Origin of the sequence: Cupriavidus pauculus (genome assembly GCF_002858765.1) — a bacterium.
In the GTDB taxonomy this organism is placed as follows: domain Bacteria; phylum Pseudomonadota; class Gammaproteobacteria; order Burkholderiales; family Burkholderiaceae; genus Cupriavidus; species Cupriavidus pauculus_B.
This window is the reverse complement of the sequence record NZ_PJRP01000002.1, coordinates 144978-164720: the sequence shown is the minus strand read 5'-3', so window position 1 is coordinate 164720 and position 19743 is coordinate 144978. Positions and strand designations below refer to the sequence as shown.

General features: G+C 62.6%; 17 protein-coding genes and 1 tRNA gene. 6 read left to right on the top strand and 12 right to left on the bottom strand.

The annotated features are described in order from the left end of the window. Positions 1–97: 97 nt before the first annotated feature. Entirely contained in the window at positions 98–2509 is a 2412-nt protein-coding gene (locus tag CYJ10_RS05595) for a carbohydrate-binding family V/XII (RefSeq protein WP_101680536.1), read from the bottom strand. Positions 2510–2720: 211 nt separating this feature from the next. Between CYJ10_RS05595 and CYJ10_RS05590 the strand changes: the two genes are divergently transcribed. Then, entirely contained in the window at positions 2721–3863 is a 1143-nt protein-coding gene (locus CYJ10_RS05590; protein WP_101680535.1) for a metallophosphoesterase, read from the top strand. A 63-nt stretch (positions 3864–3926) separates the two neighbouring features. Here the strand turns inward: CYJ10_RS05590 and ettA are convergent, their stop codons facing one another. Next, positions 3927–5594, bottom strand: a complete 1668-nt coding sequence (ettA, locus tag CYJ10_RS05585; protein ID WP_101680534.1) for an energy-dependent translational throttle protein EttA — start codon at positions 5592–5594, stop codon at positions 3927–3929. Between the two features lie 149 nt (positions 5595–5743). On the opposite strand from ettA, the gene CYJ10_RS05580 reads away from it, so the two are divergent. Continuing rightward, positions 5744–5968 carry a hypothetical protein gene (locus CYJ10_RS05580; RefSeq protein WP_092602214.1) on the top strand — a complete coding sequence of 75 codons (225 nt, stop codon included), beginning with the start codon at positions 5744–5746 and terminating at the stop codon, positions 5966–5968. A 37-nt stretch (positions 5969–6005) separates the two neighbouring features. Further along, the gene (locus CYJ10_RS05575; RefSeq protein WP_101681043.1) at positions 6006–6518 is read left to right on the top strand and encodes a M48 family metallopeptidase; all 513 of its coding nucleotides are present in this window, start codon (positions 6006–6008) and stop codon (positions 6516–6518) included. Between the two features lie 44 nt (positions 6519–6562). Here the strand turns inward: CYJ10_RS05575 and CYJ10_RS05570 are convergent, their stop codons facing one another. Next, positions 6563–7459: an endo alpha-1,4 polygalactosaminidase gene (locus CYJ10_RS05570; RefSeq protein ID WP_101680533.1), complete on the bottom strand. Its 897-nt coding sequence runs from the start codon at positions 7457–7459 to the stop codon at positions 6563–6565. Positions 7460–7829: 370 nt separating this feature from the next. On the opposite strand from CYJ10_RS05570, the gene CYJ10_RS05565 reads away from it, so the two are divergent. Further along, positions 7830–9704, top strand: coding sequence for a PhoX family protein (locus tag CYJ10_RS05565; protein WP_101680532.1), 1875 nt, complete (start codon positions 7830–7832; stop codon positions 9702–9704). Positions 9705–9943: 239 nt separating this feature from the next. Here the strand turns inward: CYJ10_RS05565 and CYJ10_RS05560 are convergent. The 6 genes from CYJ10_RS05560 to petA all read right to left on the bottom strand — a co-directional run bounded on the left by CYJ10_RS05560 (position 9944) and on the right by petA (position 14314). Continuing rightward, positions 9944–10019 (bottom strand) — tRNA-Thr (locus CYJ10_RS05560). A 52-nt stretch (positions 10020–10071) separates the two neighbouring features. Next, on the bottom strand, positions 10072–10572 hold the full coding sequence (locus tag CYJ10_RS05555; RefSeq protein ID WP_101680531.1) for a ClpXP protease specificity-enhancing factor: 501 nt from the start codon (positions 10570–10572) through the stop codon (positions 10072–10074). Between the two features lie 29 nt (positions 10573–10601). Then, complete coding sequence (locus CYJ10_RS05550) at positions 10602–11213, bottom strand: glutathione S-transferase N-terminal domain-containing protein (RefSeq protein ID WP_008643086.1); 612 nt, start codon at positions 11211–11213, stop codon at positions 10602–10604. 296 nt (positions 11214–11509) lie between these two features. Continuing rightward, positions 11510–12253 (bottom strand): cytochrome c1, encoded by a 744-nt coding sequence (locus CYJ10_RS05545; protein ID WP_101680530.1) that lies wholly within the window; start codon positions 12251–12253, stop codon positions 11510–11512. A 37-nt stretch (positions 12254–12290) separates the two neighbouring features. Next, a complete protein-coding gene (locus CYJ10_RS05540) occupies positions 12291–13694 on the bottom strand; it encodes a cytochrome b (RefSeq protein WP_101680529.1) in 1404 nt (467 codons plus the stop codon). Positions 13695–13696: 2 nt separating this feature from the next. Further along, complete coding sequence (gene petA, locus CYJ10_RS05535; protein WP_101680528.1) at positions 13697–14314, bottom strand: ubiquinol-cytochrome c reductase iron-sulfur subunit; 618 nt, start codon at positions 14312–14314, stop codon at positions 13697–13699. Positions 14315–14558: 244 nt separating this feature from the next. Between petA and mscL the strand changes: the two genes are divergently transcribed. Continuing rightward, positions 14559–14993 carry a large conductance mechanosensitive channel protein MscL gene (mscL, locus tag CYJ10_RS05530; RefSeq protein ID WP_101680527.1) on the top strand — a complete coding sequence of 145 codons (435 nt, stop codon included), beginning with the start codon at positions 14559–14561 and terminating at the stop codon, positions 14991–14993. A 42-nt stretch (positions 14994–15035) separates the two neighbouring features. On the opposite strand, the gene CYJ10_RS05525 is transcribed toward mscL, so the two are convergent. Further along, positions 15036–15782: a Nif3-like dinuclear metal center hexameric protein gene (locus CYJ10_RS05525; protein ID WP_101680526.1), complete on the bottom strand. Its 747-nt coding sequence runs from the start codon at positions 15780–15782 to the stop codon at positions 15036–15038. Positions 15783–15802: 20 nt separating this feature from the next. Between CYJ10_RS05525 and CYJ10_RS05520 the strand changes: the two genes are divergently transcribed. Continuing rightward, entirely contained in the window at positions 15803–16996 is a 1194-nt protein-coding gene (locus CYJ10_RS05520; RefSeq protein ID WP_101680525.1) for a Do family serine endopeptidase, read from the top strand. A gap of 528 nt (positions 16997–17524) precedes the next feature. Here CYJ10_RS05520 and CYJ10_RS05515 read toward each other — a convergent pair. Next, complete coding sequence (locus CYJ10_RS05515; RefSeq protein ID WP_101680524.1) at positions 17525–18688, bottom strand: porin; 1164 nt, start codon at positions 18686–18688, stop codon at positions 17525–17527. Between the two features lie 254 nt (positions 18689–18942). Continuing rightward, a complete protein-coding gene (gene tatC / locus CYJ10_RS05510; RefSeq protein ID WP_101680523.1) occupies positions 18943–19743 on the bottom strand; it encodes a twin-arginine translocase subunit TatC in 801 nt (266 codons plus the stop codon).

Here is a 19743-nt window from a genome sequence, read left to right as displayed (position 1 = left end):
TCAAAGTGCGATGTTCTCCATTTGCACCGCCGTGCCCTGTCCCCCGGCCCCACTCCCGCTGGGCGGGAGTGGGGAAAAACCGGAGTCGATTCCGACGCTATCGCCGGAATCCTCCATGGAAATGGCCGCCACCGCCGCCGAACCTTCCACCGCCACCGGCAAAGCGTCCTTGCCACTGCTGCGCCGCCGCGCTGTTGAAGCGTTGCTGCCCGGCCTGCCTCGCTTGGCGTTGCTGTTCCAGCCGGCCCTGCATTTCGCTGTTCTGCTGCACGGGCTCCCAGCCATTGGTGGTGTGCTTCTGCCAGCCGTCGTCGGTGTGCTGGTAGACGTTGCCGTCATGGCCCGCGTAGACGTTGCCGTTGTTCCACGCCACGGCGTTGTCCTTGTTCGGATTGGCGACAAAGCCGCGGCTGCCGGCCGTGTACTGGCCAGTCTGCGTGTTGCCGGCGATGCCCGCCTCGCCGGCCCCGATGCGTCCGGTCTGGGCGTTGTATCCGGCCGCCTGCCGGCCCGCCGCATAGTTGCCCGTGTATTCGTTGCCGGCCACGCCACCGCGCCCAGCGCCTTCGCGTCCCGTTGACGGATTGGCGAACGATCCCTGCCGCCCCGCCGCATAGTTGCCCGAATACGGATTGAAAGCGGCGCCCTGGCTGCCCTGGAACCTCGCGCCCGTGGCCGGGTTGTAGCCGGCACCTGCCGTACCGCGCCACTGCGTGCCCGTCCAGGCGTTCCAGCCTTCGGCATGGGTCACCGTGCCCTGCCCCCAGCGGCCGTAGAAGTTCGCCTGGTTGATATTGACGAAGCTGCCGCCGCCATACCAGTACGGGCCCCAGTACGGCGCGGCCGCACCCCAGATGGCGCCAGCCGCGAAGCCGAAGGCAAACCCTTCCGTCACGCCTATACCGAATCCCGCGCCATAGCCGTAGGTCACGGGATAGCCGTAGTAATACGCGCCAACGTACGGTGGATAGATATAGCCCGTGCCATAGACCACGGTGCCGTCCGGGTTGACCACCACCCCCAGGTAGCCCGGCGTATAGCCCACCACCACCGTGGTGGGCGTGACCGAGTAGATGCGCACGTAGGTCACGTAGTAGAGCGGCGAGCTCGGCGGAATCGTGTAAATGGCCGATGGCACCTCGGCGGCCACCTGCCATGGCCCGCCCGGCGCGGTGGCCGTGAACCAGACCCCGTTGACCACCGCGTAGTAGTGCGACGGGTCGACCTCGATCACGGGCGTGCCGGTGTTGACGGCGTAGCGCAGCGACGTGCCAGTGATCGACTCGAACTTCGGCGGGCCGTCGTAGGTCACCGCGGTGACGGCCTTGGTGCGCGAAACCGCCGCCGTCTGGGGGATCGTCGCCGCGATCTCGGCCTCGCGGGCCTGCGGCGTGCCGGGCACCGACACCAGCACGTTGGCCTTCGGATCCTGCGGCGAGATCTTCGCGAACTCGGCCGGCAATTGGGCGCCCGGCACGTATTCCCATGGGCCGTTGAGCATCGCCGCGCGGAACCAGCGGCCCGAGATCAGCAGGTAGGTCTGGTTGCTGGACGGATCGATGAACACCGCATGATCGGCGTTCGACATCGTGAGCAGGCCGGTGCCGCCTACCGGCGTCATCTGCGGCTCGCCCGACGTCAGGATCAGTTCGGCCGGCTGCGTGGCCATCAGCACCACGGGGGCGCGCGGCGGCTTCTTGCCGTCGGCGGGCATCATCGTGTCAGGTTTTAGCTCGTCCTTCGACGCCGCCACCTTGCTGGCCGCGCCCAGCAGCCCGGCGGGCGGACTGGTGACCGGTTCCCACGTGCCGCCGGCCGATTCCGAGCGATACCAGTATCCGGCCGCCTGCAGCCACAGTTCGCCGCCCGGCTCGCGCAGCAGCAGCGCGCGGCTGTTGATGGCGCGCTCGTACGATGTGCCGGCCACCTGGCGCCAAGCCGGATCGCCGTCGACATGCACCATCAACGTGGGCGTGGTGGCAAACAGGATCTGCGGCGCGTCGTTTTTCACCGGCACGCGCGCCGCCTTGGCCAGTTGCTGCGACACCGCGTAGCTGGCCTGCAGCTCTTCCAGCGGCACGGTCAGGCCCTGCGGCGACAGCCGGCCGATCAGCGCCTGCCGCACCTTGTCGGCGGCGTCGGCGCGGGTGGGTACGTCCACACTGTCGATCTGGATATTCGTCAGTTGCACCAGCGACGACGGCTTGTCGATATCGGCCTGCGCCGAGAACCGCGCCACGCCATAGACCGGCGTGCCCTCCTTGGCGCCGATGGCCACGGCGGCGCGGCCAGACAGCCGGTTGCCATCCCATTTCTCGATTTCGGGCTGGTAGAGCTCCACGTGGTCGCCGGCCACATCGAAATTGCGCGGCCAGCTGAGCAGCGCCAGCTTTTGCACGGGACTGGCCGTGGTGGCGGGCGTGGCAGCCACCACAACCGGCGGCAGGGCGGCCAGCAGGGCCAAGGCAAGCATCGTCTGGCCCAGACGGGCGGGCTTCGCACAGGACATGGAATCTCCAGCATTCGGCGTCAGATGAATCTAAATTAGTGCGGTTGCAAGAACAATGTGCCGCGAAAATATTCATCGGACCTGAATAAACCGGACAGATCACATGGCTGCGCCAAAGTGGTGCATTGTCCATTTTTAGTTGGAATCCGACCCTTGAAGCACCGCCCCGGCAGCCTCACCTACACTCGAACCCGACTCTGACGCCCCTGCCATGAGTACCAGGCGCTCCCGCCGTTCCCTGCTGGTTCCTACCGCGATCGTCGCCGCGCTGCATGCCTATATCGGCGCGCGGCTGCTGCCGGCCCTGCCGCTGCCTGCCGCCATTCACGCGCTGGCCGTGCTGTGGCTGATCGCTTCGACGTTGCTGATTCCTGCCGCGCTGATGGCGCGGCGCCTCGCCAGCGGCTGGGCCGACAAGCTGAGCTGGATCGGCATGCTCGCAATGGGATTCTTCTCTTCGCTGCTGGTGCTGACCGTTGCGCGCGACCTCTTCCTGCTGGTGGCGATGCTAGCCCGCTGGCAGCCGGCGGGGCTGGCGTTCTACAGCGCGTCAGCGGTGGTCGGGCTGGCGGTGGCCGTGTCGGTGATCGGCTACTTCAATGCGCGCGGCCTGGCGCGGGTGAAGAAGGTGGATGTGCCGATCGCCAACCTGCCCCGGGAATTTGAAGGATTTACGATCGCGCAGATCAGCGACATCCACGTGGGGCCCACCATCAAGGCGCCCTACCTGAATCGCATTGTAGATAGCGTGAACGGCCTGGAGCCCGACGCCATCGCCATTACCGGCGATCTGGTGGATGGTTCGGTGCGCGAGCTGTCGGCCCACACGGCGCCGTTTGCGCGGCTATCGGCGCCGCATGGCGCCTACGTTGTGACTGGCAACCACGAGTACTACTCGGGCGCCGAGCCGTGGATCGAGGAACTGACCCGCCTGGGCCTGCGCGTGCTGATGAACGAACACGTGGTGGTGGCGCGTGGCGAGGCATCGCTGGTGCTGGGCGGCGTGACCGATTTCACGGCGGGCGGCTTTATCGAGAGCCATCGCAGCGACCCCGTACGCGCGCTGCACGGCGCGCCGGCCAATGCCGCGGCACGCGTGCTGCTTGCGCACCAGCCGCGCTCGGCACCGGCTGCCGCCGCGGCCGGATTCGACCTGCAACTGTCGGGACACACCCATGGCGGCCAGTTCTGGCCGTGGAACCTGTTCGTGCCGATGCAGCAGCCCTATGTGCATGGGCTGAACCGGCATGAAAGCATGTGGATCTATGTGAGCCGCGGAACGGGCTACTGGGGACCGCCGAAGCGGTTTGGCGCGCCGTCGGAGATCACGCTGGTGAGGCTCGTCCGGGCTTGAGGAGGGTACTTTGGCGTGCTCCCCTCTCCCGCAGGCGGGAGAGGGGAGACAACCTGTCACCGATCAGCGCGTAATCGGCTTATAGCGGATGCGCTTCGGCTTGGCGGCTTCTTCGCCCAGGCGCTTCCGCTTGTCGGCTTCGTATTCCTGGTAGTTGCCGGGGAAGAACTCCACATGCGAATCGCCCTCGAAGGCGAGGATGTGGGTGGCGATACGGTCCAGGAACCAGCGGTCGTGGGAGATCACCATGACGCAGCCGGCGAATTCCAGCAGCGCGTCTTCCAGCGCGCGCAGCGTTTCCACGTCAAGGTCGTTCGACGGTTCGTCCAGCAGCAGCACGTTGCCGCCGGCGATCAGCGTCTTGGCCATGTGCAGTCGGCCACGTTCACCGCCGGACAGCGTGCCCACGGTCTTCTGCTGGTCGCCGCCCTTGAAGTTGAAGCGGCCGATGTACGCGCGCGACGGGGTTTCGTAGCGGCCCACGGTCAGGATGTCCGAGCCGCCCGAGATTTCCTCGAACACGGTCTTGCTGCCATCCAGCGCGTCGCGGCTCTGGTCGACGAAGGCCATCTTCACCGTCGGCCCAATCTTGATCTCGCCGCTGTCCGGCTGCTCCTTGCCCGTCAGCATCTTGAAGAACGTCGACTTGCCGGCGCCGTTCGGGCCGATGATGCCGACGATGGCGCCCGGTGGCACCTTGAAGCTCAGGTTCTCGATCAGCATGCGATCGCCAAAGCCCTTGCTGACGTTGTCGAACTCGATAACCTCGTTACCCAGACGCTCACCCACGGGGATGAAGATTTCCTGGGTTTCGTTGCGCTTCTGGTATTCCTGGCTATTCAGCTCGTCAAAACGGGCCAGACGCGCCTTGGACTTGGCCTGGCGGCCCTTCGGGTTCTGGCGCACCCACTCCAGTTCCTTGTTCAGCGCCTTCTGGCGGGCCGACTCCGTGGCCTCTTCCTGCTTCAGGCGGTCTTCCTTCTGCTCCAGCCACGAGCTGTAGTTGCCCTTCCAGGGGATGCCATGGCCGCGGTCCAGTTCCAGAATCCACTCGGCGGCGTTGTCCAGGAAGTAGCGATCGTGGGTGACGGCAACCACGGTGCCCGGGAAGCGCGTCAGGAACTGTTCGAGCCAGTCCACCGATTCGGCGTCCAGGTGGTTGGTGGGTTCGTCGAGCAGCAGCATGTCCGGGCGCGACAGCAGCAGGCGGCACAGCGCCACGCGGCGCTTTTCACCACCGGACAGGTTGCCGATCCTGGCGTCCCACGGCGGCAGGCGCAGTGCGTCGGCGGCGATTTCCAGCTGCAGTTCGACGTTGTTGCCGTCGCTGGCGGCCAGGATGGCCTCGTACTTGGCCTGGTCGGCGGCCAGCGCGTCGAAGTCGGCGTCCGGCTCGGCATAGGCCGCGTAGATCTCGTCGAGCTTCTTGCGGGCCTCGAACACGCCGCCCAGGGCTTCTTCCACCGATTCACGGACAGTCTGCTCGGGGTCGAGCTGCGGTTCCTGCGGCAGGTAGCCGATGTTCAGGTTCGGCATCGGCGTGGCATCGCCTTCGATCTCCTTGTCGAGACCGGCCATGATCTTCAGCAGCGTGGACTTGCCCGAGCCGTTCAGGCCCAGCACGCCGATCTTGGCACCCGGGAAGAAGGACAGCGAGATGTCCTTGAGAATGTGACGCTTGGGCGGAACGATCTTGCCCACGCGGTTCATGGTGAAAACGTACTGTGCCATGGAGCGTGTTCGGTTGGATTCGGTTGGAATGCTGGGGAATGGCGGGAGTGTAGCAAACGGATTGGCCGGCTTAGGCTTGCCCGGCGGCCGATGGGCGCGGCCGGTACAATGGCGGGTTTCGCATCGACGCAGTTTTTATCCCGATTCCCATGAGCAAACCCGCCCTGACCCTCAAGTTCAAGTGCAAAAAGTGCGCAAAACCCGTCACGCTGTATCTACAGAAGACGTCGGCGTGCTCGCACATCACCCCGTACCAGGGTTTCTGCAAGTGCGGCGAGATGATGCGCCACGCCTTGGGCGACAAGGATGCCGTGGAGTCGTTCGTGCATTCGATGGATAACAGCTGGATGCACCACCACCATCATCACCACTAAGATGACCGAAGGCTGGCGGCCGGGCGTGAAAGACCCGATGCGATTCCTGGGCGGCTATCCGCCCAATGTGCTCGACCAAGTGCGCGCCGCGATGGCGGCCGGCACGCTGGGCGACCACATCGCGCGCCGCTACCCCGAGCGCCACACGATCCAGACCGACCGCGCACTCTACGACTACACGTCCGACATCAAGCAGGAATACCTGCGCAGCGCCCCGCCGCTGCACAAGGTGGGCTACGACGCCCGGCTCGACACCGCGCAGCACGCGCTGGGCCTGCACACGGCCATCTCGCGCGTGCAGGGCGGCAAGCTGAAGGCGAAAAAGGAAATCCGCGTGGCGTCGCTATTCAAGGAAGCGCCGCCCGAATTCCTGCGGATGATCGTGGTGCATGAGTTGGCGCACCTGAAGGAATCCGACCACAACAAGGCGTTCTATCGGCTCTGCGAGCATATGGAACCGCAGTATCACCAGCTGGAATTCGATACGCGGCTGTTCCTGGCGTGGCGGGAAATGGAAAAGGCGGGCAGCCGCGAAGCCGCCCGCCCCTGACTGCCCTGAATACTGGGTAGTAGTTTCTTCAAATACTCAGACAGTCAGTCGCAGCTGTAGCGGAACTTGTCGTTTAGCGCGAGCGGCAGCACCAGTGTCCGCAGGTTCAGCGCCTGGGCCTTGGCGCACAGCTTCTGCCGCGTGGCGGCATCCTTCCACTTCGACTGGTATTCGACGTTGAACACGGGCTTGCCCTGCACCGTGAAGGCCGAATAGCCGCCGCACTCGTTGTACTGGAAGCACTGCTCGTTGACTGCGAAATCGAACGACGGCGCCAGGTCGCTCAACTGCGCGACGGCGTTCTTCAGGCCGATGGCCAAGCCCCGGGCGTGCGCCTGGTCGGCCAGGAAGCGGTTGTAGTCAAGCTGCGTGGCCGCGGTGAGCGGCAGGCCCGGGTTGTTGGTATAGCCGTCGACGTTGTCCGGGTCGATGCCATCGCAGCCCTTCGACGTCGCCAGGTCCATGCGGGCCTGCATGATGGCGCGCACGTTGGCCGAGCGCGTATCGAGCCAGCGTTCGCCGGCCCAGCCATCGAGCGCGTTACCCATGTCCGCCGGCTTGAACTTCGAGAAGTCGGCGCGCCAGTTCTCGCTGCTGCCCGCCGAGAAATAGCACACCACCCGCTTGCCCAGCGCCTTCAGCGCGTTGATGGTGGTTTGCGGCGTATCGAACAGGTCGATGTCGTAGACGGCGACGTTGTAGCTGGTGTTGATCGTGCCTTGCAGCTGAAGCTGCCACGTGTCGGTGACCGACGGGATCCAGCGCGTGGCACTGGCCGTGACGCTGTTGCTCACAGCCTGCGTCGACAGCGTGGATGCCTCGGACACGCGCATCACCGATCCGCCATTGTCGTCTCCACCTCCGCCGCAAGCGGCCAGCGTGGCGACGAGACTTGCCAGGGCCAGTCGCACCGGGCGACGGCCTGCCAGTTTGCTATGCATGTTTGACCTCTCCTGTTGTACCCAACAAAGAACTACCAGCGATGTATTGCCCTTTTCTGGAAGGGTCGATTTGGCGTGACGCCGATTATGCGCGAGACAAACGCCGATGCCATAGCCTTGAGGTTGACCGCCTCAGCCATCGCACCAGACTCCGCAATCCCGACTGGGGGCTTGCCTGCTTTAGCGTTATCGGATCGGGTCATGCAAACTGAAGCATCCCTCGAACCCGCACCCACGAGGCACCCCTCAATGGCTGAATGATCAGTCATTCAGTAACTAAACCGACACATTTGTTCCCTAGTATCGGCCGCGGCTATTCCCCGCCGGCACCGTCTTCACGGTGGGCTCCGCACAAATACTGGAGGAACACATGTCGTACATCACCGACAAGCTTCGCACCCCGCGTCGCGAAGCCGAAGGCAACAAGACCGTACCGGGACAGACGCTGGAAGAACTGGTCGCCGCCAACCCCGCACGCCGCCGCGTGCTGCGCGGCAGCCTGGGGGTGTCGCTGCTGTCCGCGTTCGGCAGCAGTACGCTGCTGGCGGCCTGCGGTGGCGACGACAACAACGGGGCGGCACCGGCGCCCTCGCCCACTCCGGCCCCCGCGCCGGGCCAGCAGCCGCTGGACTACAGCGTCAACTTCCAGTCGCTGCCATCGAAGATCACGGCCAACCAGGTGACCGTGGCCAACGATTACCAGTCGTACGTGCTGTTCTCCGCCGGCGACCCCGTCGCGGCGGGCGCAGCCGGCTACAAGGGTGCGTTCCAGACGTCGATGGAAACCGAGCAGCAAGCCGGTGGCAATCACGACGGCATGCACTTCTTCGAGATCCCCGACGTCGACCCGCAAAAGGGCGGCCTGCTGGCGATCAACCATGAAGCGCCGGACGCGGCCATCCTGATGGCGGGTTCGTACAACGCGGCCACGGCCACCGCCGAGCAAAAGCGCATCGTGCTGTCATCGGTGGGCGTGTCGGTCATCGAGATCGAACTGGTGGCCGACAAATGGCAGATCAAGCGCAACTCGCTCTACAACAAGCGCTACTCGGGCAATACGGCCTATCGCGTCTCCGGCCCGGCTGCCGCCGCAGTGGGCCCGGTGGTGATCGGCACGCTCAACAACTGCGCCAGCGGCCATACGCCGTGGGGCACGTACCTGACCTGCGAGGAAACCACCGACAACTATCTGGACCCCACGCAAACCGAGGAAGGCTACGGCTGGATCGTCGAGATCGACCCGCTGCAACAGATTGCCGGCCTGCCCGTGAAGCGCACCGCCATGGGCCGCTTCGACCACGAGAACACCGCGTTCATGGCCGACGCCAATAACCGCGTGGCCTTCTACATGGGCGACGACGGCACGCCGGGCTGCATCTACAAGTTCATCCCCGGCAGCGCATTCGACGCGACCAATCGACTGAACAATGCGAGCCTGCTGGACAACGGCACGCTGTACGTCGCGAAGTTCAACGCCGACGGCTCGGGCGACTGGATCGAACTGACACAGGGCAAGAATGGCCTGGTGGCCGGCGCATCGGACCCGGGCAACTGGACGCAGTTCGCCACGGCGCCCACGCCCACGGCGATCGACTTCAACACCCAGGCAGACGTGTTGGTCAACACCAAGGCAGCCGCCCGCGTGGTGGGCGCCACGCTGATGGACCGGCCGGAATGGATCACGGTGGGGTTGGACAAGACGATCTTCTGCACCCTGACCAACAACGGCGGCCGCGTGCAGACCGACGCCGCCAATCCTCGCGCGAACAATCCCCACGGACACATCATCCGCTGGCGCGAAGACGGCGATTCGCCGCTGGCGACCAAGTTCAAGTGGGAAATCCTGCTACTGGGCGGCGACCCATCGATCGCGGCGGCAAACCAGAAGGGCAACATGATCGGCGCCACCTTCAGCAGTCCCGACGGCATCCGCGTGGACCCCAAGGGCCGCCTGTGGGTACAGACGGACGCGGGCACAGGTTCATCCACAACCAATATCTTCGGCGCCAACTCGATGCACTACGTAGACCAGATCACCCGCGAGGTGCGCCGCCTGCTGGTGGGGCCGGTCGGGTGCGAGATTACCGGGCTGGCCTATACGCCCGATCTGACTACGTTCTTCGTGAACATCCAGCATCCGACTGGGACAGGCGCGGCTGGCGGGAACTGGCCGGATGCGAATCTGCCGTCAAGGTCGTCGACGGTGGTGGTGCGGCATGTGGGGGGGAAGCCGGTGGGGGGATAAGGTTTGCCGGTATTGGTTTGATGGGTTGTTGTCGGTGAGGACGCCGCAGGGGCTTCGTCGAGAATGCAATTGCCCTGTGCCCCAACTGCCATCGCCAGGCCCACTTTGGATGAGCCAAATTAGCTCTAAAAATGGCCGCAAGATCTGCGCTGTGAGCAATACGATAGGTTTGATCTAAGCCGTTGAACGAACTACGAACAAAAAAAGCCACGCGAGAGCGTGGCTTTTTCACATGAAACTGGTGCCGGCTGCAGGACTCGAACCCGCCACCTGATGATTACAAATCAACTGCTCTACCTGATGAGCTAAGCCGGCATGTTTGGTGCAGACCGCGATTCTACTGCATGCGGTGTGTCTTGGCGATGGCTTATTTAACCACCTTCAGAGACGGCTTCTTGCCACCGATGCGGGGTACGGGCGGCGGATTCGGATCATCGTCCGAGCCGTCTGCGCCCTCTTCCGCCGTGACCGGTGCTGGCGTATCGGCGTCTACCGGGGCCAGTTTCGGGGGAGGGTTGTTTTCGCGTTCCGTGGCGACCTGGGTTTCGGGAACGCTGCGCTCCACCGGGAATGCCATGCCCTGGCCATTTTCACGCGCATAGATCGCCAGCACGTTTTCCACGGGCACGTCGATCTTGCGCGAGACGCCACCGAAGCGTGCGCTGAAGGCAATCCACTCGTTGCCCATGTCCAGACCGCTGGTCGCGTCGAAGCTCACGTTCAGCACGATTTCGTTATTTTTCACGAACTCGCGCGGCACGTTGGTGTTGCCGTCGACAAAAACTGCGACATACGGCGTGAAGCCGTTATCGGTACACCATTCGTAAATGGCGCGGATCAGGTAGGGCTTGGTGGAAGTTTCTGGCATTACGCTTGTGCGGTGGCGTCGGGTCCGTCTTAGCGACGCATGACCTTCTCAGACGGGGTCAGTGCTTCGATGTAGGCAGGGCGGCTAAAGATGCGTTCCGCGTACTTCAGTAGCGGTGCGGCGTTCTTCGACAGTTCGATGCCGTAATGGTCCAGGCGCCACAGCAGCGGGGCGATGGCCACGTCGAGCATCGAGAATTCTTCGCCCAGCATGTACTTGTTCTTGACGAAGATCGGCGCGAGTTGGGTCAGGCGATCGCGAATGGCGGCGCGAGCACGCTCGTGGTTCTTCTCGGCGGCCTTGCCCTTCTCGTTCTCCAGCACGTAAACGTGGGTGAACAGTTCCTTTTCAAAGTTGAACAGGAACAGGCGGGCGCGGGCGCGCTGCACCGGGTCTGCCGGCATCAGTTGCGGGTGCGGGAAGCGCTCGTCGATGTACTCGTTGATGATGTTCGATTCGTACAGGATCAGGTCGCGTTCGACGAGGATCGGCACCTGGCCGTACGGGTTCATCACCGAAATGTCTTCCGGCTTGTTGAACAGGTCAACGTCGCGGATCTCGAAATCCATGCCCTTTTCAAACAGGACAAGGCGGCAACGTTGGGAAAACGGGCAAGTGGTACCCGAATACAACACCATCATGGTTGAATTCCTTGGGTGTGAAGTGCGCCAAATCTATGGAAATTTGACGAACTTGGCGGAGCTAGGTCTGGACAGGGCAAACATTCTGTCAGAACGGCCCCTCGAAAAGCAAATTAGTTACAAATAGCGTGTCGGGCCAATACGTGATTTGTAGGACGCTTCTGACCCGAATAGCGCAAAACGAAAGGGCCGGCGCGGTGCTGCACTGCTGCAACTTCCGCGCCGGCCCTTCGGGTGGCGAGTCCTGCGTTGTTACATATTCCGTTACAACTGCCCGTCCTCGCGTGGCTGCGGCCTTACTTCACGTCCTTCCAGTACGCGGCATTCAAGCGCCAGGCGAACACGGTGAGTACGCCCAGGAACAGCAGCACCCAGACACCCAGGCGCTTGCGGTGGCTTTGGGCCGGTTCGGCCATCCAGTTGAGGTAGTTGACCAGGTCAGCCACCGCTTGGTCGTACTCCTGCGTGCTCATCTTGCCAGGAGTGATCTGCTCCCAGCCGGCCAGCTTGTGTACCTTTTCGCCATGCTCTTCCACCTCGGCGTACTTCGGTGCGCGCTGACCCTGCAGTTCCCACAGCACGTGCGGCATGCCCACGCTTGGGAAGACCAGGTTGTTCCAGCCCGTGGCGCGGGCGTCGTCGCGGTAGAACGTGCGCAGGTAGGTGTAGAGCCAATCATTGCCGCGGGCGCGGGCGATGACCGACAGGTCCGGCGGCATGGCACCGAAGAAGGCCTTGGCGTCCTTCGGCGGCATGGCGATCGTCATCAATTCGCCCACCTTGTCGGCCGAGAACAACAGGTTCTGGCGGATTTGATCGTCCGTCAGGTCCAGGTCCTTGAGCCGGTTGTAGCGCATCATCGACGCGCCGTGGCAGTTCAGGCAATAGTTGACGAACAGCTTGGCGCCACGCTGCAGCGACGAGACGTCGCTGGTATCCAGCGGAGCCGGTTCCAGCGGATAACCGCCTTCTGAGGCCATCGCGGGCAGCGCGGCAAGGCACGCGCCGACCAGTGCGAAGATCGAAAGCAACTTTTTCATCTTGTGTCCTTGTCCTCTTGTAGGGTCGCGCAGCGTCTTAGTGCGGATGGAACGTGACGCGCTCCGGCACCGGCTTGAACGTGCCGGCACGGCTCCACAGCGGCATGGTCAGGAAGAAGGCGAAGTACAGCAGCGTACCGAGCTGCGACACCTTCTCACCCACAGGCGACGGCGGTTGCACGCCGAGGTAGCCGAGGACCAGGAACACCACCACGAAGACGATCAGGATCGACTTGTGGAAAGCGGGACGATAGCGAATGGACTTGACCGGCGAGCAATCGAGCCAAGGCATGAAGAACAGCACGATGACCGAGCCGCCCATCACCAGCACACCCCAGAACTTGGCGTCGATGAACTTGAAGCCGGCAGCCAGGATGACCAGGATAGCCACCGAGCCGATCTTGACGCGTGCATCCTTGCTGCGCAGGAACACCATGCCCAGCACGACCGCGAAGAACAGCCACAGGATCGGCAGGAAGTTCGATGTCGTGGCGCGCAGCATCGAGTAGAACGGCGTGAAGTACCACACCGGTGCGATGTGCGGCGGCGTCTTCAGCGGATCAGCCGGGAAGAAGTTGTTGGCTTCCAGGAAATAGCCGCCCACTTCCGGGAAGAAGAAGATCACGGCGGAGAAGCAGATCAGGAAGCCGGTCACGCCCAGCAGGTCGTGCACGGAGTAGTACGGGTGGAACGGAATGCCGTCCAGCGGTACGCCGTTTGCATCCTTCTTGGCCTTGATTTCCACACCATCCGGGTTGTTCGAACCCACTTCGTGCAGCGCAATGATGTGCGCCACCACCAGGCCCAGCAGCACCAGCGGCACCGCGATGACGTGGAACGAGAAGAAGCGGTTCAGCGTGGCATCGCTCACCACATAGTCCCCGCGGATGAACAGCGACAGGTCCTGGCCGATCACCGGGATCGCCGAGAACAGGTTCACGATCACCTGCGCGCCCCAGTACGACATCTGGCCCCAAGGCAGCAGGTAGCCCATGAACGCTTCGGCCATCAGGCACAGGAAAATCAGGCAGCCGAAGATCCAGACCAGCTCGCGGGGCTTGCGATACGAGCCGTACAGCAGCCCGCGGAACATGTGCAGGTACACCACGACGAAGAACGCCGAGGCGCCGGTGGAATGCATGTAGCGCACCAGCCAGCCCCACGGAACCTCGCGCATGATGAATTCCACACTGGCAAACGCCACGGGAATGCCGGCGGGGTTGAGGGTGCCATCCGGCTTGTAGTTCATCACCAGGAAGATGCCGGTGACGATCTGGATGACCAGCACCAGCAGGGCCAGCGATCCGAAGAAGTACCAGAAGTTGAAATTCTTCGGTGCGTAGTACTTGGAGAGGTGGTCTTCCCACAGCTGCGTGGCGGGGAAACGGGCATCGATCCAGCCCAGCAGCCCCGTAGTCTTGACTTCTTTTTCGGCCGCCATGATCACGCTTCTCCTTTCTCGTCCTTGCCGATCACGATCTTGGTGTCGGTCAGGAACTGGTACGGGGGTACGTCAAGATTCTGCGGGGCAGGCTTGTTCTTGAAGACGCGGCCTGCGAGATCGAAGGTGGAGCCGTGGCACGGGCACAGGAAGCCCGGGTCTGCGCCAAGCTGCGGATTGGCGCCCGAGGCAAACGGGCCGGAAGGAGAGCAGCCAAGATGGGAGCAGATGCCGACCACGACCAGCAGGTCCTTGTGTTCGGCGCGCGAGCGGGTCTCGTTCTTGCAATAGTCCGGCGTCTTCATGGTGAAGGGGACGTCGGAACCGGGATCCGCAACCTCTGCGTCGGTCTTCTTGAGCGAGGCAAGCATTTCGGGGGTACGGCGCAGAATCCAGACCGGTTTGCCACGCCATTCCACCGTCATCATCTCGCCGGGTTTCAACCCGCTCACGTCAGCTTCGACAGGCGCCCCGGCGGCCTTGGCCTTTTCCGAAGGTGCAAAGGTGCTGACAAACGGTACTGCTACTGCAACGCCTCCTACGCCGCCCGCGACTGATGTCGCGATCAACCAATTGCGGCGACCTTTGTCTACGTTCTTCACGTCTTGCTGGTCACTCATTCCAAACCCCAGGGGATGTCATCAATTGAATCCTGCGTCAACAAAAAATTATACCTGAGGCACATCTGGCGACGATAGGCGAACTACTGATAGCCGTGGCGCCGATAATCGGTCATGGGAACGGATGTGGGATCGCTGCGGAAAGCGTTCTAACGCGGCATCCAGACTTGCACTCGAGGTTGCGATGATGCAGGCTTTGTCAAATACAAACGTTAATCTGGAACAACAAATTGGAGAAAAACCGATGGGAATGATGAGCGAGTTCCGAACTTTTGCGATGCGCGGCAACGTGATCGACCTGGCTGTGGGTGTGATCATCGGCGCTGCGTTCGGGAAGATCGTCGATTCTGTCGTCAACGACCTGATCATGCCGCTGGTGGGCCGCGTCGTGGGCAAGCTCGATTTTTCCAACATGTTCGTCATGCTGGCCGAGCCGCCGCCGGGTGTGCCGCACACCCTCGATGCCTTGAAGAAGGCCGGCGTGCCGGTGTTCGCCTACGGCAATTTCCTGACTATCTCGGTCAACTTTGTGATCCTGGCGTTCATCATCTTCATGATGGTCCGCGGGTTCAACAAGATGCGCGAGAAGGAAGAAGAAACGCCGAAGCCGGCCGAAACGCCCGAGGACATCAAGCTGCTGCGCGAAATTCGCGACAGCCTGAAGGCCCCGCGCCCCTGATCCCGCCTGACCTGGCGTGCTGAAATTTCCGGGCCCGGCGACTCAGACCGGGTTCGGAATATCGATGAAGGTGTGGCGCAGATCGAAGCGTTGCGCCAGATGTTCGCCCACGGCCCGGATGCCATAGCGCTCCGTGGCGTGGTGGCCGGCCGCGATGTAGGACACGCCGCTCTCACGCGCCAGATGCGTGGTTGGCTCGGACACCTCCCCGCTGATGTATACATCCACGCCCGCCGCCACGGCCGCCGCAAAATACCCTTGCGCGCCGCCCGTGCACCAGCCCACGCTACGCACCATCTGCTTCGGATCGCCAATGGCGAGCGGCTCGCGATCGAGCACGCCGCCCACGTGCGCGGCGAACGCACGCAGTGGCATAGGCTGCGGCAACGTGCCGGTCCAGCCCAGCTGGTCATCACTGAAACGGCCGTTGGGCGCGATGCCCAGCTGCAGGCCCAGTTGCGCGTTGTTGCCCAGTTCGGCGTGATTGTCCAGGGGCAGGTGAAAGGCCAACAGGTTGATGTCAGCTGCAAGCAGTTTCTTCAATCTTGCGTGTTTTTGACCGATGACCCGTGCATCTTCGTTCTTCCAGAAGTAGCCGTGATGCACCAGGATCGTATCCGCGCCGGCCTCGATGGCGGCGTCGATCAACGCCAGGCTGGCCGTCACGCCGGTGACGATGTGGGTGACTTCGGCACGACCTTGCACTTGAAGCCCATTCGGGCAATAGTCCTTGAAGCGGGAAACTTCCAGCAGGTCGTTCAAGTACAATTCCAGCTCTTTAGTTTTCATTTTCTGGTCAAAACTCCGATATGTTGCGCCGATTCTGGCTGTTCTTTGCTCAGGCCGTCACGGTCGTGCTGGCCGTGTGGTTCGTAGTAGCCACGCTCAAACCCGAGTGGCTGCAGCGTGGGCGGGTGGCCGTGCAGTCGGGGTCGCCCATCGTGGCACTGAAGGAAGTCGTGCCGAGTGTGGCCGGCTCTGCGGCACAGGGTTCTTACAGCGATGCCGCCAAGGAAGCCATGCCCGCAGTGGTGAACATTTTCACCAGCAAGAACGGCACGAAGCGGTCGCCCAACCCGCAGGCGGAGGATCCGTGGTTCCGGTTCTTCTTTGGCGATCGGCTGCCGGAACGCCAGGAGCCGGTGTCCAGCCTGGGTTCGGGCGTGATCGTCAGCGCCGAGGGTTACATTCTAACCAACCACCATGTGGTGGACGGCGCCGATGAAATCGAGGTGGCGCTGACCGACGGCCGCAAGGCCAACGCAAAGGTCGTAGGCTCCGATCCCGAAACCGACCTGGCCGTACTCAAGATCACGCTCAAGGATTTGCCTGCGATCACGCTGGGCCGCATAGAGAACGTGAAGGTGGGCGATGTGGTGCTGGCCATCGGCAATCCTTTCGGTGTGGGCCAGACCGTGACGATGGGCATCGTGTCGGCGCTGGGGCGCAGCCATCTGGGCATCAACACGTTCGAGAACTTCATCCAGACCGACGCGGCCATCAACCCAGGCAACTCGGGTGGCGCGCTGGTGGATGCGCAGGGCAACCTGTTGGGCATCAACACCGCCATTTATTCGCGCTCGGGCGGCTCGCTGGGTATCGGCTTCGCGATTCCCGTGTCGACGGCCAAACAGGTGATGGAATCAATCATCTCGACTGGCAGCGTGACGCGCGGCTGGATCGGTGTCGAGCCTCAAGACCTGACCCCGGAAATTGCCGAGTCGTTTGGCCTGGATGCGAAGGAAGGCGCGCTGATTGCCGCAGTGGTCCAGGGCGGCCCCGCCGACAAGGCCGGCGTGAAGCCCGGTGACGTACTGGTATCCGTCGACAACCAGGTGATTTCTGATACGACGGCATTGCTCAATGCCATCGCCCAGCTCAAGCCTGGCGCCGAAGTGAAGATGAAGGTCATTCGTCGCGGCAAGCCTGCCGAAATCGCCGTGATGATCGGCAAGCGCCCCCCGCCGCCGCGCCGGGCCATACCGCTGGATGAGGAAGAGTGATCGCTGGCAGGCAGTTGCGCAGCCGCCCAACGGCTGGTTGAGGATCGCGGATCCATAGCGTTACAGCTTCCATGCAAAAAGCCCCTGCCGGGGCTTTTTTGTATTCCCGCAGAGAATCGGCGAAGGTCGATACGGCCTTCGTTGTGGGCCGCGAACCGATAGCGTACGCCTGAACTGACGCGTGATCGATCGCTCCTCGCGCTAGCTGCGCACCTTGTAGTGAACGCCAAGGGCATAGGGCCGGAAATGCGCGCTACACGAGATCCAATTGAGCGCATGCCATCCCCCTTGTGCCATCGGGAAATATCAGCCGGAGCTGCGCCGAGGGCCTAATGTCGATGCAGTCGACCCCGCCTCTCGATATGGGCTCACCCCGCGGCTCATCTCGTTAGCCAACACACCAATACAGCAGTCGACAACCGTGGCCTGCGGGGCCTATGCATTCGCCAAAAACAAAACGCCGGCATCCTTGCGAATGCCGGCGTTTTGATCAAGCCGAATTTGAAGCGGGCTTACACCCGCGTCAAATTAAAACTTGTGGCGAACACCCACCACAGCGCCGAATTGATTCGACGAGCCGTTGGTCGCGCCGAAGCCCGAACCAGCTGCGCCGGTACCCGACAGACCCAGCGTCGAGCCGTCCTTGTTCTTGGCGTAGGCGACGTTGAAGTATGCGTCGGTGCGCTTCGAGAAGGCGTAGTCCGTCGACACCACGAACGACCACGGATCAGCCTTGGTGTTGCGGAAGTCTTGGTAGTAAGCGGCGCCCGTCAGCGACAGAGCCGGGGTCAGTTGGTAACCCATGCCCAGCCAGTACAGGTTCGAGACATTGGCAACGGTCGCGTTCAGCGTGTTGGCGCCGCCCGGCAGTGCTGCGCCTTGCAGGGCGTGAGCATAGCGGTAACCAGCGAACACCTTGGCCGGACCGAAAGCGTACGTACCAGCGACCGAAGCGCGTTGGATCTTGGCAGCGCCCAGGTTGGTCGTGTACGGGTTGAAGCCCAAGTTCGTTTCGTCAAACACGGCACCCAGCGAGAACGGGCCACCGTTGTAAATCAGGCTGGCACTGTATTCGCGGCCGGTCTTGTACGAGCCCGGGAATTCGCCTTGGTTGCCTTGGTACGTCACGCCGTTGGTCACCGAAGCGGCGCCGCCGGTGTTCGTGCCTTGGCTGTACAGCAGCGAGCCGGTCAGGCCACCGAACGTGCCGGTGTACTTGATCGAGTTGTCAGCACGCGACTGGAACTCGGTACCTTGCGAGGTGATCGAGTAGTTCGACGAAATGGCCATCGGGTCGAAGGCCAGACCGAAGTCATAGAACGGCGTTTGGTGACGGCCCAGGGTCAGCGTGCCAAACTGGCTCTGCAGACCGACGAAGGCTTGGCGACCGAACAGACGGTTGCCTTGGCCCGACGTACCGGTGTCAACGCTGAAACCGCTTTCCAGCACGAACACGCCCTTCAGGCCGCCGCCCAGATCTTCCACGCCACGCAGGCCCCAACGGCTGCCGGACATGTTACCCGAGTTCAGGCGCACGACGTCGTGGCTGCCGGTCTGGGTGCCAACGTTCGGCTGGTGGTTCTGGTATTCAATACCAGCGTCGACCACACCGTACAGGGTCACGCTCGACTGGGCATAGGCACCGCCGGCGGCCAGAGCGGCAACGGCAGCTGCAAACAGTTTCATCTTCATATCGACACTTTCCTTGTCAACTGATTGGGAAATCTTGGTTGCCCAAGTGCTTGGGCGACGCATTAACCTTCACGTCTGCGTCGTATTATGTGTCACCCCCCCAGCGCGTCAGAAGTCTTTTTCGCCGTAAACACGGTTTACCGACGCTTCTTGTTGTGACGAAGCAACAGCAAACCACAGAAAATTCACCAATTTGGTGCGCGGCGCAGCATTCAGACCGTCGGAATACAGCCCGTTAACAACTGCGCCGGAACTTAATCTGCCTGGGTTTCGCCTTCGGCGGGGGTGCCAAGTGGCTGTTTTGTCACAAAACGTGCCATCAGCAGGCCCAGTTCGTACAGCATGACTAGGGGCACGGCCAGCAACAGTTGTGACATCACATCAGGCGGCGTGACCACGGCGGCGATGATGAAGGCGCCAACAATCACGTACGGGCGGATCTGCTTGAGTTTTTCCAGTTCCACCACACCGAACTTGACCAGCACGATCACCACCACCGGCACCTCGAACGTGATGCCGAATGCTAGGAACGTGGTGATGGCAAAGCTCAGGTACTTGTCGATGTCGGTCGACATCTCGGCGCCGAGCGGCGCGTTGTAGTGCGCCATGAAGTGGAACACGGTCGGGAACACCAGGAAGTACGCGAATGCCACGCCGCACAGGAACAGCACGTAGGTGCTGCTTACCAGCGGCAGGATCAGTTTCTTCTCATGCTGGTACAGGCCCGGTGCAACGAAGCGCCAGATCTGGTAGAGCACCCACGGCAGCGCGATCAGGAACGACACCAGCATCGTGACCTTCATCGGCACGAAGAACGACCCGGTGACATCGGTCACGATCATGCGGCCGTTCTTGGGCAGCGACTGCGTCAGCGGCGCGGAAAACAGGTTGAAGATTTCCGCCGCCCAGTAGACCAGGCCGAGAAAGACGATGATGACCCCGGCCACCGCCTTTACCAGCCGCTCGCGCAGCTCGATCAGGTGGGAAATGAAAGTCTCTTGCTGGGACTCGCCGCTGGGATCGTGAGAGTCGTTGGGGTCTTGGGTGCCCGCCAT

What these genes read in the sequence shown, in the direction of transcription:
- CYJ10_RS05595 (WP_101680536.1), bottom strand. Translation starts at nt 2,509, where the DNA reads ATGTCCTGTGCGAAGCCCGCCCGTCTGGGCCAGACGATGCTTGCCTTG.
- CYJ10_RS05565 (WP_101680532.1), top strand. Translation starts at nt 7,830, where the DNA reads ATGTCGTACATCACCGACAAGCTTCGCACCCCGCGTCGCGAAGCCGAA.
- CYJ10_RS05570 (WP_101680533.1), bottom strand. Translation starts at nt 7,459, where the DNA reads ATGCATAGCAAACTGGCAGGCCGTCGCCCGGTGCGACTGGCCCTGGCA.
- CYJ10_RS05515 (WP_101680524.1), bottom strand. Translation starts at nt 18,688, where the DNA reads ATGAAGATGAAACTGTTTGCAGCTGCCGTTGCCGCTCTGGCCGCCGGC.
- ettA (WP_101680534.1), bottom strand. Translation starts at nt 5,594, where the DNA reads ATGGCACAGTACGTTTTCACCATGAACCGCGTGGGCAAGATCGTTCCG.
- CYJ10_RS05555 (WP_101680531.1), bottom strand. Translation starts at nt 10,572, where the DNA reads ATGCCAGAAACTTCCACCAAGCCCTACCTGATCCGCGCCATTTACGAA.
- CYJ10_RS05525 (WP_101680526.1), bottom strand. Translation starts at nt 15,782, where the DNA reads ATGAAAACTAAAGAGCTGGAATTGTACTTGAACGACCTGCTGGAAGTT.
- petA (WP_101680528.1), bottom strand. Translation starts at nt 14,314, where the DNA reads ATGAGTGACCAGCAAGACGTGAAGAACGTAGACAAAGGTCGCCGCAAT.
- CYJ10_RS05540 (WP_101680529.1), bottom strand. Translation starts at nt 13,694, where the DNA reads ATGGCGGCCGAAAAAGAAGTCAAGACTACGGGGCTGCTGGGCTGGATC.
- tatC (WP_101680523.1), bottom strand. Translation starts at nt 19,743, where the DNA reads ATGGCGGGCACCCAAGACCCCAACGACTCTCACGATCCCAGCGGCGAG.
- CYJ10_RS05575 (WP_101681043.1), top strand. Translation starts at nt 6,006, where the DNA reads ATGCGATTCCTGGGCGGCTATCCGCCCAATGTGCTCGACCAAGTGCGC.
- CYJ10_RS05545 (WP_101680530.1), bottom strand. Translation starts at nt 12,253, where the DNA reads ATGAAAAAGTTGCTTTCGATCTTCGCACTGGTCGGCGCGTGCCTTGCC.
- CYJ10_RS05590 (WP_101680535.1), top strand. Translation starts at nt 2,721, where the DNA reads ATGAGTACCAGGCGCTCCCGCCGTTCCCTGCTGGTTCCTACCGCGATC.
- mscL (WP_101680527.1), top strand. Translation starts at nt 14,559, where the DNA reads ATGGGAATGATGAGCGAGTTCCGAACTTTTGCGATGCGCGGCAACGTG.
- CYJ10_RS05580 (WP_092602214.1), top strand. Translation starts at nt 5,744, where the DNA reads ATGAGCAAACCCGCCCTGACCCTCAAGTTCAAGTGCAAAAAGTGCGCA.
- CYJ10_RS05550 (WP_008643086.1), bottom strand. Translation starts at nt 11,213, where the DNA reads ATGATGGTGTTGTATTCGGGTACCACTTGCCCGTTTTCCCAACGTTGC.
- CYJ10_RS05520 (WP_101680525.1), top strand. Translation starts at nt 15,803, where the DNA reads ATGTTGCGCCGATTCTGGCTGTTCTTTGCTCAGGCCGTCACGGTCGTG.